This window comes from Sedimentibacter sp., from assembly GCF_033447055.1.
Classification (GTDB): domain Bacteria; phylum Bacillota; class Clostridia; order Tissierellales; family Sedimentibacteraceae; genus Sedimentibacter.
The window spans coordinates 1-14,051 of sequence record NZ_JAWQJF010000039.1 but is presented as its reverse complement, the minus strand read 5'-3'; the positions used below and the strand labels follow the sequence as shown (position 1 = coordinate 14,051).

The window sequence follows — 14,051 nt, the reverse complement described above, 5'->3', positions numbered from 1 at the left end:
TGCTCCGCAACTCCGCTAGGGGGACCTATGTCCCCCTTCGGCGCAAAACTGCATTCGCATTTTTGCTGAGCACCCCCCTTGACGGCAAGGACGTCCCGCCTTTGCAATCCTCGTTTTTATATAGTAGGAAAGAGAACTTTCCTACTATATAAAAAAATAGTAATTAATTTAAATTTTGCAAATTAAAAAAATAATGATATAATTTCATAGTATTAACTAGGAAAGGAAACATTAATGAACGACATATTGTTAAATCACATAGCACAGGCAATTCTTGGTGGAGCTTCAGGTTACATTACCAATGATTATGCCATTAACATGCTTTTCAAAGAATATACTCCATTAAAAATAGGCGGAGTCATTAAAAAAACAAGAAATGAATTCATAGACAACCTTAGCTCCATGGTTGAAAATGATATAATAAACAAAGAAAAAATGTATGAAATACTTCATGATGAATCGTTTAAAACAAAATTTGAATTCTTAACCGAGGACTTTTTCCGAAACTGCATTTATGAAACTTCAGGTTCAAGAAATTTTTCAGAAATTAGCAACTTTGACTCTACCATAGATTCTGCTGATGTCTTTGTAACCAAAATCATTAATGAGCATGTACCGGAAATAACGAATTTAATTATTGATAATTTTGAATTTGAAAACTTATTAACTGATATTCAACTGAAAAAAATCTGCGATTCTCTTTACGACAGTTTGATAAGTACCATCAAAAACACTGATGCTGCAGAAAAAGTTTTGTTTTCTCTTTATTTAAACAACCAAAATTTAAAAATTGAGAATTTCTTCCAAGGTACTGAAAACAGCGCTGATATTTTAGCGCAAAATGTTATTAATAAACTTGCCGATATTATAAAAACAGATGACTTTTCATCATCAATAAACGAAATTGCAAAATCCTTAAATATTGGAGAACCTTTAAATAAGCCAAAAACAGTTTTTTATGATAAACAGCTTAAAGATATTGTGAATTTTCATGATGAATTAATAAATAACATAACTTATGAATTTACTGGCTTCATCAATTCAGAGAGAGGCAAAAAAAATATTTTCAGTTTATGCGACTCTTTATTTACTTACGGAAAAACTTGCGAAAAAAGTGTATTTCAATTGTTGGATTCATCATTTGAAGCAGGATTGAAAGAATATATTTCAAAAAATTTGCCACACATTACAAATAGTATAGTAAATTGGATCAATGACAACAGCCACATAATTGATAAACTGATTGAAGATTCCATTGATGAAGTTATAAAAGAATCCGACGGACTTAAAGGAAAGCTCCTTTCAACAATAAAAAACACATATTTTAATAATCTCACCCAAAAGTACAGTATAGTTCAAAAAATAATATTTTATGTTGAAAAAATTACTGAACCTGAAAAACTTGGCAACATCATAAGCGAAAAAATAATAGAGCTTTTAAACAATCTTTCTGTAAAAGAAATAATTTTGGAAGCTGAAAGAAACAATTTTACAACAACTAAAGCAGCAAATTATGTTACAGATTATTTAATCATTAACTTTAAAATTATTTTTAATGAAATTATAAACAGTGTTTCAAAGCTGCGTGTAAAGGATATTCTGCCGGAAAATTCATTAAAAAATATTAATTTAAATAATATTTTAACATCTGATATTGTAATAACAATGCTGAGTAAAAAATCAACTGCTAAAATAAAAAGCATTATGTCTCTTGATTTAAAAGAATTGCTCAATGAAAAAAAAGCAAAAGAGTACATCACAAAAATAAATGATTTTGTATTTAAAATTGCGGACAGTAATTCCAGCAATCTCAAAGAATGGCTCAATGAACAAATTACAGGTATTGCTGCAGATAAAAATGCATTAAAAAATTCAAATACTTATGAGAAAGTTTCTGAAGAAATTTATAAAATGTATACTGTTTCAGCCGCTGAAGTGAAAAACATTGAAATATCTCAGGCACTTGATAAGTTAAATTCAATCGATAACATATCGAAAAACAGTTCAGAAGCACTGCGCATGTATGTCATTAACAACACAGATACCATATTAAAAGGTTCGATTAAAGGAATTGTGTATTTAAATTTAAACAAGCTGAGTGATGATGATCTTGTTAATTATGCAAATGAGTTTATAGGAAAAGAGCTCAAGCCAATTATGGTTTCCGGAGGAATACTTGGAATAGCTGCAGGTATTTTTTTGGCAGCATTTCAAAACGCGCCTTTAAATCCTAGCAATATAAACATTTCAAGCATGATTATATATGCATTTGTAGGGTTTATTACGAATGTTGTAGCTATCAATATGTTATTTAAGACTTACAGAAAAAATAAACTTTTGAGCAAAATTCAACTACTTAGAAACTTTTCTTTGGGTTTTATCGTTAAAAATCAAAAAACTTTTGCAAAAAGCACTGCTCATTTTATTGATAACAGCTTGCTGAGCAAAAAGAGCATAAATGAATTATTTATGAATTATGAAAAAAATATTAAGGAAAACTTTATAAAAAGTGTTGCAGAAAATAATTACGAAACTCTTAACAATATTTTAACGAGCAACAAAACGAGCATTGTAAACAGTTTGCTTTCATATGTTAAAAAGAAGATTTCAAACAATATTAGTAAGATATGTGTTTTTATTTATAATAAAGCAGGAAACATTAAATTATCCTCAATACTTACGGATAAAGCTGTAAATGAGTTGAGCAGAAAAGGTGTTTATAAACTCTCAGATGCAAATAATTTAAGCAGACAACTATATGCAGCAATCAACAGCACAAGTTCATTGAAAAGCAAATTTTCAAACTCTTTTATTGAAAATATTTTTGAAAATTTTACAATAAAATATTACGACAAAGTAAGAATTTTTCTTTCTGATGAAAGCAACATAAAAAATTATATTTTAAAATATGAGGATAAGTACAGCCTTTTAACTGATAAAACAATTAATGATATACTTGATGATGAAAAAAGAGATAAAATTTTTGTAATTGTATCCGGTAAAATCAACAGCATTATTTTATCTCAATCTTCAAGAGAAAAAGCTTCTCAAAGTGCTGTGAATTTATTTAATCGATATTTTGATAAAAATAAAAAATTCGAAGAACTCTTTAACGGAAAATTAAAAGAGTACATTGACAAAAAAATGCCTGGGCTTTTGCAAAACATATCTAAGATGATCAAAAATAATGTTACGGAAAGCAAGACAAAAGTTGCTTTAATGGTTCAGTCTGAAATTAAAAATAGCCTCGGTTTTCTCGAAAAAGGAATGTATACTTTAGTAGGGGGAGATGAAATAGTAGATGAACTTCTTAAGAAAATAATCGAAATTAAAATTCCCCGGTTTATTGATGAAAAAGAAAATGAAATTAATAACATAGCAAATAACATATTGGATAAAAAATTATACAAGGCGAAAGTTCAAGTGCTTCACAGCGGCCTTGATAAAATGCAGGTTAGTGAATTGATTGACAAATTCCTTAATTCAGAAAATTCAGCTGTAACTGAAAAAGTTCAAAGAGGAATTGAAGAAATATTAAAAAGAGCTGGCAGTAAAAATTTAACCGATATATTAAAAGTCTTTTACTTTAACGATATAAAAAGCATGCTGAGCGCTTATGAAGAAGAACTGAATGCATTCCGTTCTGAATTGTACTCTTCTGTAAGCGCTAATCAGAAAGACATTATCAAAAAAATTTCCGCGTTTACTGATAATATTTCGGATGAATTTATAAAGATTTCTTTTAAGGAAATTTTTGAAGGAATATCTCAAGAAGACGTAAAAAAAATATTAGATAATGCTACTGAAATTCTAAATGAAGATGACATCCTCGAAAAAATAATTTCTAGTACCCTTTATGATTACAGAAATTATGTAAGCAACATTAAATTAGAAAGCATTGTTGACAAAGATGAATTTATTAATTCAACACATAATTATGTTAAAAAACTAATTGCCAGCAACGAAACAGAATTAGCAGCTAAAAAAGTTATAACTTCTGTTTTGGAAGAAGCGGCCTCTGATAATTTCAGCTTTGTGGATGAAAAAACTAAGGATTACATTCTTAATTTCTTTGTGGATTCATGCATATTAAGTTTAAAGCGCAATTTGGATGAAATATTGAAAGCCGTTGAATTTGACAAAATAGCACAAGAAGAAATAGAAAAAATGGAACCTGAAAAAATCCACGAAATGTTTAATTCCTTCGGGGAAAAATATTTCAAGAAACTTATGCTTTACGGGTTTGGAGGCTTTGTGTTTGGAATAAACATGTATGCAGGGTTTGCATTGACTTGTGTAAAAGTATTATCTGAATTGTTTAACAATAAAAAAGATTAAGATAAAAAGCCACATATTTGTGGCTCAAATTGATGACAAAGTATAAATTAAGACGCTGTCATTCTGAGACGAAGTCGAAGAATCTCATCTTTTGAATGTTTTAAGAGATCCTTCACTGCGTTCAGGATGACATAAATAGGATTTGTCAATAGTATAAGCCACGTAATAGTGGCTTAACTTAATGACATTGGTAATTTCCGACCTCGTCATTCTGAGACGTAGTCGAAGAATCTCATCTTTTGAATATTTTAAGAGATCCTTCACTGTGTTAACTAATATTTATATTAGCTTAATTTTAACATCATGTCATACCATACTGCTCCGCCGTGGGTTGAACCGGAAACACCCATGTTTTCAAATCCAAACTTAGCATAATAATGTATGAGTTTATCCTTGCACGTTAAAATAACTGCTTTTTTGCCTCGATTTTTTGAAACGCTTATTATGTGATTCAATAGTTGCTCTGCAATACCTTTTCTTTGATAATCAGGATGCACCAACAGGCCAAATATAGTTTGGTTTTCTCCATTTTTCAGATGTGTTTTGTCATCATGGAACATTTCATCAAATATTGCAGGGCTGTTTGTTACACAGCCATTTACTACACCTACTATTTTTCCATCCAGCTCTGCAACGAAAAAGCTTTCAGGAAATGTGTTTATCCTGCGCTTGAATGATTCTCTTGTTGCTGCTTCTTCTGGAGGAAAGCATACAGATTCTAAATTTGCTATTGAATCCAAGTCAGATTGATTTGCATTTCGGATTTTTATTTCTATATCATCAATTTTTATTTCATGCATAGCTTCCTCCGTTATATATCTGAGTTAGACGAACTTCCAATTAAATTGGAATTATCAAACATTAATTTACTTAAATTGTATGCCACTAGCAACTGATAGCGACCAATTTCAACTTGTGCTAAATTTGTATCAGCCTCCAAAACATCAAGTGATGTTGCCATTCCGTTTTCATAGAGAAGTTTGTTTATACGAGCTGCTTCTTTTGATAACTCTACTGTCTTATCCATGTTTACAAGAGCTCTTTCAGCTTTTACAAGATTTAAGTATGTGTTTCTCACATCAAGCTCAACATCCTTGTAAGCCTGAGGAACATTTAATTCCGCATCTTCAAGCTTTTTCACAGCAACCTTATTTTGCCACAAATTAGATGTATAGTAAGCCTTGTAAGCATGTGTTTCAATTTTTTGAAGTACTAAATCATTTTGAGCTGAAATAATTTCAAGTCTTTCTGCCTTTGCTTTTTCTAATGCAGCATCTAAATTAAGTTCAACTGTAGGTACATAAGTAAGTTCAGTGTCTGTCAAAACGAAACTGGTATCAAAAGGCAAATTCAATTGATTAAGTAAATCAAGCTTTACAATATTTAAATCATCCATTGCTGTACTTAATTCAGTATTTGCTTCTTGTACAGCCATTTCTCCCCTTAATACTCCAGCTTTTGTTTCCGAGCCGTTATTGAATTTCAGATTTATTACTCTCAGTTGCTCGTTTGCTTTGTCAAGTTTTGCCTGATTTATTTCAATTGTTTTCTCAGCAACAAGCAATTTGTAGTATGTAGATATTGTTTTTATTTCGATGCCTTTTAGCAACTGCTCTCTACCCCTTTGTAATTCTTTGGTTTTTAATTCAGCAGTTTTTGAGTAATAGTCATTTTTAGATAATATAAGATTAAAGTAATTAAGACCACTTGAACCTGCAACCATCGGTGCTTCAGTTATTAATTCGTATTGTTCTTTTGCAGTGATTCCTAGTCTTCTTGCATCTTGTAATTCTCCTATTGTTTTATCTATTTTCCACATTCCTCTGTCACTTTCAACTGCCAGCTTAACAGCTTCTTCTATTGACAGTTCCATGGGAACTTTTATTTCAACTTGTTCAACTGCTTCTGTTGTTTCTGTTTTTGTTGTTTCTTCATCTGCGGATACATAATTAATTTGCATTGTGCTCATTAAAATTACCATCGCCAATAAAAGCGCTATTTTTCTTTTCATACGTCCTCCAAATTTATTATTATTTATTTTATTGTACACCAAATCCATTAAAAAGTAAATTTATTATAACATCATCTTCCTTTAATGCACTACTTGGAAAGTGTTTCTTTCTTGCATATTCACTTGTGGTTCCAACTATCAAACAAGCTATGAGTTCAGAAGGAATGGCATTATTAACCACGCCTTCCTCTTTACCTTGTTTAATAATTTTGATTATTATTTTGTACATATCCGATACATGGCTCATCATCGCAATAACTACTTTCTCAGAAACAATGTTTTTATTTGACATAATACTTTCAACACTTGCTCCCTCAAATTCAATACATTTAGCTTTTATTGATATCATTTCAGATAATTTTTCTTTAAAGCTTATGCTTTTGTTGCTTATTCCTTCAATGGCATCCCGAATTACAGTTACTCTATCAATACATGTTTCATCAAAAATTTCCTGCTTGCTTGTAAAATATTCATAAAGTGTCCCTTTGCCTACACCAGCTTTTAAAGCTATTTCTTCCATTTTTGTATTATGAAATCCCTTTTCTTTAAACAAGGCCCTGGCAGATATTAAAATATCTTTTCTCTTTTGATTGTTTTCCGCCATAACTGCCTCCTTAATTTTGTTCAATAACTTTATCTTTATTTTTAATGAACTTTCTTTTGAAAAATGCAGCAATATCATCGAATATTGTATACATGACAGGTACCAGTACAAGCGTCAATACGGTGGATAATAATAATCCTCCTATTACTACAACTCCCATGGATTGAGTAAGTTCTGCTCCTTCACCAATTCCTAAAGACATTGGAATGAGCCCTAATATTGTTGTAAGTGCTGTCATCATAATTGGTCTGATTCTTATAGGTCCAGCCTTCATAATAGCTTCAGTTCTGTCTTCTCCTCTACTACGTCTGTTGTTAACGTAATCTATGAGCACTATAGCATTGTTTACTACTATACCTACCAATATAATCAACCCGATTATTCCAATTACATTGAGGTGCAAACCTGTAATAAATAGGCTTATAAATCCGCCGGAGAGAGCAAGTGGAACTGAAAACATAATTGATAAAGGCTGAATAAGTGATTCAAACTGAGCTGCAATTATCATATAAACAAGAACTATTGCTACTAACATAACTAAGGCTAAATCAGAAAATGTTTCTTGTATTTGTTCTGTTTCACCGCCAAAAGTATAATCATAACCGTTTGGCATTTCATAATTTTCCAAGGCTTTAGATATATCATCAGAAACAGTCTGAACATCCCTGCCAACTACACTTCCGCTTACAGTTATTACTCTTGTTTGATTTTCTCTTCTTATGCTTATAGGACCATCTTCTATTTTTACGTCTGCAACTTCTGCAAGTGGAATTGTTCCACCTGTAGGTGTTGATACAGGCAGCATATCTAGCAGTGACATGCTTTGTCCATACATGTTATCACCCTTTAATACTACATCTAGTTCATCCCCGTCAACTTTAAATTGTGTAACAGTAGAACCTGACAATGTATTTTTTACTGCAGATCCAATCTGCGCAGTAGTAAGTCCGTATTGTGATGCAATTCCTCTGTCAGCTAAAACTTGAACCTGAGGTATACCTTCTTCATAACTTGAAGCTACTTCCCTCGTACCTTCAACATTTTCTATAATTTCTTTGAAATCATCACCGATAGTTTTTAAAGTATCCAAGTCATCGCCTTTAATGCTGATGCTAATAGCTCCTCCGTTTGAACCCATTGACATCATTGAAACTTCAGAAACGCTTATTTCAGTACCTGGAACATCTTTTGACATTGTTCTTATTTCATCACTTACTTCTTTTGCACTTTTTTCTCTTTCATTTAAATCCTTTAACATAACTATGATAGTGCCAGTGTTGGAACCGCCTCCTATACCCATGACACCACCACCGCCTGCAGATGTAAATACTGTTTCAACCTCTGGCAGTTGTTTAATTAAAGTTTGCATTTCATTCAAAACATCGTCTACCTGCTCTGTTTCTGCTCCCGCAGGAAGACTTACGCTTACATTTATTTGACCTTGATCGGCTGCAGGGAAAAACTCTGCTCCAACTGACGCTACCATTAGAATACTTACCACAAATATCGCAATACTTATACAAACTGTTATAAAGCGGTGTTTTAAACTCCAACTTAACACTTTTTTGTAAAACACTACTAAAGGTCCATGCTTTTTTTCCTGTTCTTCTTCAGATTCCAAATTTCTTACTGAAATAAGCTTTGAAGATAACATTGGAACAAGAGTCAAAGCAATAGCTAATGAACTCATTAAGGCCATTACTATAGTCATTGCAAAATCCTTGAATATAGCTGCAGCAAGGCCTCCAGTAAACACTATTGGAATAAATACTGCAACTGTAGTCAATGTTGAAGCTGTAACTGCCATTGAAACTTCATTTGTTCCATCAACTGCTGCAGTAATCCTATCCATTCCAAGATTTCTGTGTCTGTATATATTTTCAAGAACAACTATGGAGTTATCAACCAGCATACCGATACCTAGAGCCAAACCTCCAATTGTCATCATATTTAAAGTAATCTTTGTAAAATACAAGAGAACAAATGTAGTTATAATTGAAATAGGTATGGAAAGAGCAATAACCATTGTAGTTTTAATACTTCTTAAAAATATTAACAAAATAACAATAGCCAAAAACGCTCCTTGAATCGCAGTGTTTTTCAAATTATTTATAGCGAAATTTATATAATCTGCCTGGTTAAACACTGTTTCTATATTTAAATCAGGGTAATCCGCTTTTATCTTTTCTATCTCTTCATTTACATCTCTAGCTACATTTACCGTATTGCCATCTGATTGTTTCATTATTGAAATTTGAACAACATCCTGACCATTTAACCTAGTTATAGCTGTTTGGTCTTTATTTGCAAAATTCACATCAGCTATATCTCTTAAGCGAACAGTACCGCCTCTCGTTAAAGGTATGTTAATATTTCTTATTTCTTCTATTGACTTAAACTCACCTATGGTTCTTACAGTAAATTCATTGCTTCCCTTCATAACTGTTCCGCCGGGTAAATTTAAGTTTTCTGCTTGAATAATACCGGTTATATAACTAGTACTTAAATTATATCCTTTAATCATTTCTTCCTTTAAAACTATTTGCACTTCACGCTCAAGACCACCGGAAACACTTGCAGAAGCTGTGCCTTCTATTCTTTCTATTCGAGGTTGTATTACATCTTCTGCGATTTTTTGAGTAGTGCTAATGTCACCATTGCTTGATATTGCCAGTTGAATAATAGGCATGGAATTTGGGTCTAATTTCATTACAATAGGCGAAGTTGTCCCTTCAGGCAAATAGCCTTTAATCATATCAATTCTTTCTCTCATTTGAAGTGTTATTTCATCCATGTCTGAATTGAAATCAAATTGCATCAATATAATGGAACTACCTTCATTTGAAATTGAAATTATTGTATCTATATTTTCTACTGTTGCTAAAGTTTGTTCCAACGGTTTTGATACTAAGTTTTCTATTTCTTCCGGTCCTGCACCTGAATATGTTGTCTGCACCAGTACATACGGAAGCTCCATTGTTGGCAATAAATCTATATGCAACTTACTTAAGGATACAACACCTAATACAATTACTATTAAAATCATCATTGTGATTGTAACAGGTTTTTTTACTGAAAATTTAGCAAGCATGCTTATTCACCCCTTACAACCTTTATTTTGCTTCCATTATTTATGTAATCTTGACCTTTCACTATAACTTTGTCTCCGATTGTAAGACCTTCTTTTATTTCTATGTATGTACCTGTATCAAGTCCTGTAACAACTTCCTTTTCCATAGCCACATCACCATTTACTACATAAACATAGCTTTTTTCGTCTTTTTCAACTACGGCTTCAGTTTTAACTGCAAGTGTATTTTCTATTTTATCTGTTTCAAAATTCACCTTTGCAAACATGCCCGGCTTTATAAATCCATTATTTTCAAGTAATATGTTAACTGTGTAAAGATTAGTCATAATGTCTGTTGATGTGCTGATACTGTCAACCGTTGATTTCTCGCTGTAATTTGCAGAACTGATTTCTACATTAACAGGAATACCTTTAACTATTTTATTTACCATATTCCCCGGAATTCCAAGCTCAACAGTAATGCTGTCGGAATCAACAATTGTCATTGGAGGTTGAGCTGAAGTTGCAAATTCTCCTTCAACAATGCTTATATCAGATATAACCCCAGATATAGGTGCTTTAACTTCTGCATTTTCTGAAACAGATGCTGCGTTTTCGTATGCAACACGCGCTTGTTCAACACCTCGTTTTGCAGCTTCTAATGCTTCGTCTGAAGCTGCTAATTTTGCTTGATCATATTGAGTTTCAGCAATTGCACCTTCTTCATAAAGTTTTTCAATGCGTTCAAAAGATTTCTTAGCACTTTCTATCTGAGCTGCGCTTACATCATATCCTGCTTTGGCAGATTCATATGCTGCATATGCCTGATTCACCTGTTTATCTATATCATTTTTGTCCATAACAAACAATATATCATCCTTTTGTACTCTGTCCCCAACGCTCACAAATATTTTTTCTACTTTACCAGACATCATTGGAATAACATAAACATCCTTGTCTGCATATGTCTTTGCAGTCATAATATTTTCAATATGAAGTTCCATATTCTTAAGCGTTTCAATTTCCACAGCCGTATAAGTTTCTTCTGTAACCCCAGTTTCTGCATTATTGCCGCATCCAGCAAGCATTATTGTAGTACCTAATAATAATGTCAATATTTTTTTCAAAATTGCCCTCCAACATTCCTTATATTTCGACCGACCGGTCAGTTTTGATTAATTGTAGCACTTAGATAAACAAGTGTCAATGAGATTATTAAATATTTACAAAATTATTACATGTACTATAACTTCACTTCTGTAATCTTAGGAGCAATTATCATTCCATTGATTAATCTATTTTCTTTTTAAATTTTAATGTTGCAAGGACAAGAAAACATGTACCCTGAAAGCAGGATGTTGGGCATTATCATAAACATTGACAGCTAAAGTCCTACCCCAAGAGCTCCAAGTCTTTGGAGTATAAATCCTCGCTGTTGCCCATGCTGGGCGCACTAAAAAGAGAAGGGCAACGCCCTCCTCTACAATCATTATTCATTTTCTGCTTCTAATATGCTCTTGCTACATAAATCATGTATTTTGCTTCTTTGCCGCATATATGGCATTTGTTTCCCAAATTTTCTTGTTCAAATGGAATGCATCTTATTGAAGCACCAGTTTCTTCTTTTAATTTATCTTCACATTCTCTGCAGCCACACCACATCATTTTTGCAAAACCAGGTTTGTTAGGAAGATCTTTTTTATACTCTTCATAATCTTTTACAATATAAGTGTGAGCTTCTCTGTGAGCTTTTGCTTTTTCAAACATGTCTTTTTGCATTGAGTCAAGCATTTCAGATAATGTTTCATCAATATTGGATAGAGAAATAATTTCTTTTTCAAGCTTATCTCTTCTAACGGCTATTGCTTGATTGCTTTCTATATCTCTTGGTCCGATTTCAATACGAATTGGATAACCTTTCATTTCATATTGATTAAATTTCCAACCTGATGAATTTTCTGTACTATCATCAAGTTCAACTCTTATTCCCTTAGCTTTTAATAAATCATAAAGTTCATTGGCTTTTTCCAAAACTCCTTCTTTCTTTTGAGCTATTGGAATTATAACAACTTGTGTTGGAGCCATTTTTGGAGGAAGTACAAGACCTCTGTTGTCTGAGTGAACCATTATGAGTCCACCGATCAATCTTGTTGAAATACCCCATGAAGTATGGTATGGATATTCTTCCTTGCCTGATCTTCCCTGGAACTTAATATCAAAAGCTTTTGTAAAATGCTGTCCCAAGTTGTGTGAAGTTCCTGCCTGCAATGCCTGACCGTCATGCATTAATGCTTCCATTGTGTATGTTGCATGTGCACCTGCAAATTTTTCTTTTTCGCTTTTTTGACCTATTACAACCGGCATCGCCATTAAATCTTCTGCAACCTGTCTATATATATCAAGCATTTGCAATGTTTCCTTTTGAGCTTCTTCTTCTGTTTCATGAAGAGTGTGACCTTCCTGCCACAAAAATTCGGAAGTTCTTAAAAATGGTCTTGTTGTTTTTTCCCATCTAACAACACTACACCACTGATTGTACAAATAAGGAAGTTCTCTGTAAGAACTCAGCCATTTTTTATACATGTGACATATTATTGTTTCTGATGTAGGCCTGATAACAAGTTTTTCTGCTAATTCTTGATTTCCTCCTCGAGTTACCCATGCAACTTCAGGAGCAAAACCTTCTACATGTTCTTTTTCCTTGTTTAACAAACTTTCCGGTATTAAAAGAGGAAAATACATATTTTTATGACCAGTGGCTTTGAATTTTTCATCAGCGTAGCTTTGTATTTTTTCCCATAGGGCATATCCATAAGGTCTGATAACCATAAATCCCTTTACTGGGGAATAATCTACTAATTCATTTTTCAGAATTACATCTGTATACCATCTGCTGAAGTCTTCTTCCATTGGTGTAATTTCTTTAACAAAATCTTTTTCTTTCTTTGCCATAATATCTCCTTTCAAATTTCACTGTCTCGCAATACAAATTTATTTGCTCCCTCCGGTCGCATAAATAAATATATCCGCCTCTAAACAAAGAGGCGGATATCCGCGGTACCACTCTAATTGCTGTAAAATAAATTACAGCATCTCATTTTAATAAGGGTTTTGCCCTTTGGGTTGTTACTCCCAAAAACTCGGAGATGGGTTCTTTATACAGAGGGACGAAAATCTTTCACCAACAATTTTCTCTCTTTAGACCATGTACGATTACTATTTCTCTTCAAAGTCTTACATATTAAATATCATTAACATACTATATTAATTTTATATTTTTGTCAACAAATGTGGATAATAATTTCAAAAAAATAATGATGGAAAATTTTCAATGCTCATTGTTCTTCAAAATAAATACCGCCAGTTCCGGTGCTGCCATAAAACGCATTGGAATCTTAGATGTTCCCAATCCTATATTAACATACAGCTTTGTTTGTCTTGCGTTTTCGAAACTATAAATTCCTCTTGTATACTTTTCAGCCAGCAATGGAAGTAATTTTACAATTGGCAAATTTATTTGACCTCCATGGCTGTGCCCTGATAAAAATAAATCTATATTATTTTCCAACAAATAATCTACCACATCAGGTTCATGGCTGAGTACTATATTATAACTGTCTTTATCCAAATTATAAAATATTTCACTGTCATAATCTCCAAAAATCGAATCATCCATTCCTATTATATTTATATTGTATTGTTCCAATGCCGATTTTTCATTAATAAGTAATTCAAACCCGCTGTTTTTCATTATTTGTTTATATATATTTTCAGCTCCTCCTCCGTAATCATGGTTTCCGTATATAGCATATTTAAACGGAGCTTTAATTGAACCTAATGTTTCCCATATTTCATATATTTTGTCCTTGTTCTCATAAGTATCATATCTATCTATTAAATCACCGGTAAAAACAACTATATCCGGATTTTGTTCATTTATTTTACTTACTGTTCTTTTTAAATCTTCTATAACAAAATACTCTGAAACATGAGTATCAGTAAATTGAAGAATTTTTATTTCATCCATA

General features: G+C 32.3%; 8 protein-coding genes and 1 other annotated feature. Of the genes, 1 reads left to right on the top strand and 7 read right to left on the bottom strand.

The annotated features are described in order from the left end of the window. The first annotated feature begins 234 nt into the window (after positions 1–234). Positions 235–4,338, top strand: a complete 4,104-nt coding sequence (locus SA378_RS02550) for a DUF445 family protein (protein ID WP_318524424.1) — start codon at positions 235–237, stop codon at positions 4,336–4,338. Between the two features lie 284 nt (positions 4,339–4,622). Here SA378_RS02550 and SA378_RS02545 read toward each other — a convergent pair whose 3' ends face one another. The 7 genes from SA378_RS02545 to SA378_RS02515 form a co-directional block, all read right to left on the bottom strand. Further along, positions 4,623–5,138 carry a GNAT family N-acetyltransferase gene (locus SA378_RS02545; protein WP_318524423.1) on the bottom strand — a complete coding sequence of 172 codons (516 nt, stop codon included), beginning with the start codon at positions 5,136–5,138 and terminating at the stop codon, positions 4,623–4,625. An 11-nt stretch (positions 5,139–5,149) separates the two neighbouring features. Then, entirely contained in the window at positions 5,150–6,349 is a 1,200-nt protein-coding gene (locus SA378_RS02540; protein WP_318524422.1) for a TolC family protein, read from the bottom strand. Between the two features lie 28 nt (positions 6,350–6,377). Beyond that, entirely contained in the window at positions 6,378–6,953 is a 576-nt protein-coding gene (locus SA378_RS02535; RefSeq protein ID WP_318524421.1) for a TetR/AcrR family transcriptional regulator, read from the bottom strand. A 10-nt stretch (positions 6,954–6,963) separates the two neighbouring features. Then, entirely contained in the window at positions 6,964–10,044 is a 3,081-nt protein-coding gene (locus SA378_RS02530; RefSeq protein WP_318524420.1) for an efflux RND transporter permease subunit, read from the bottom strand. Positions 10,045–10,046: 2 nt separating this feature from the next. Next, positions 10,047–11,150: an efflux RND transporter periplasmic adaptor subunit gene (locus SA378_RS02525; RefSeq protein WP_318524419.1), complete on the bottom strand. Its 1,104-nt coding sequence runs from the start codon at positions 11,148–11,150 to the stop codon at positions 10,047–10,049. Between the two features lie 379 nt (positions 11,151–11,529). Beyond that, positions 11,530–12,975 carry a proline--tRNA ligase gene (proS, locus tag SA378_RS02520; RefSeq protein ID WP_318524418.1) on the bottom strand — a complete coding sequence of 482 codons (1,446 nt, stop codon included), beginning with the start codon at positions 12,973–12,975 and terminating at the stop codon, positions 11,530–11,532. A gap of 85 nt (positions 12,976–13,060) precedes the next feature. After that, positions 13,061–13,262: a binding site (T-box leader), on the bottom strand. Between the two features lie 89 nt (positions 13,263–13,351). Then, positions 13,352–14,051: metallophosphoesterase (locus tag SA378_RS02515; RefSeq protein ID WP_318524417.1), on the bottom strand; the 700-nt coding region annotated here is incomplete at its 5' end.

Excerpts from the sequence above, each read along its gene's own strand:
- SA378_RS02550 (WP_318524424.1), top strand. The coding sequence starts at position 235 with ATGAACGACATATTGTTAAATCACATAGCACAGGCAATTCTTGGTGGA.
- SA378_RS02545 (WP_318524423.1), bottom strand. The coding sequence starts at position 5,138 with ATGCATGAAATAAAAATTGATGATATAGAAATAAAAATCCGAAATGCA.
- SA378_RS02540 (WP_318524422.1), bottom strand. The coding sequence starts at position 6,349 with ATGAAAAGAAAAATAGCGCTTTTATTGGCGATGGTAATTTTAATGAGC.
- SA378_RS02535 (WP_318524421.1), bottom strand. The coding sequence starts at position 6,953 with ATGGCGGAAAACAATCAAAAGAGAAAAGATATTTTAATATCTGCCAGG.
- SA378_RS02530 (WP_318524420.1), bottom strand. The coding sequence starts at position 10,044 with ATGCTTGCTAAATTTTCAGTAAAAAAACCTGTTACAATCACAATGATG.
- proS (WP_318524418.1), bottom strand. The coding sequence starts at position 12,975 with ATGGCAAAGAAAGAAAAAGATTTTGTTAAAGAAATTACACCAATGGAA.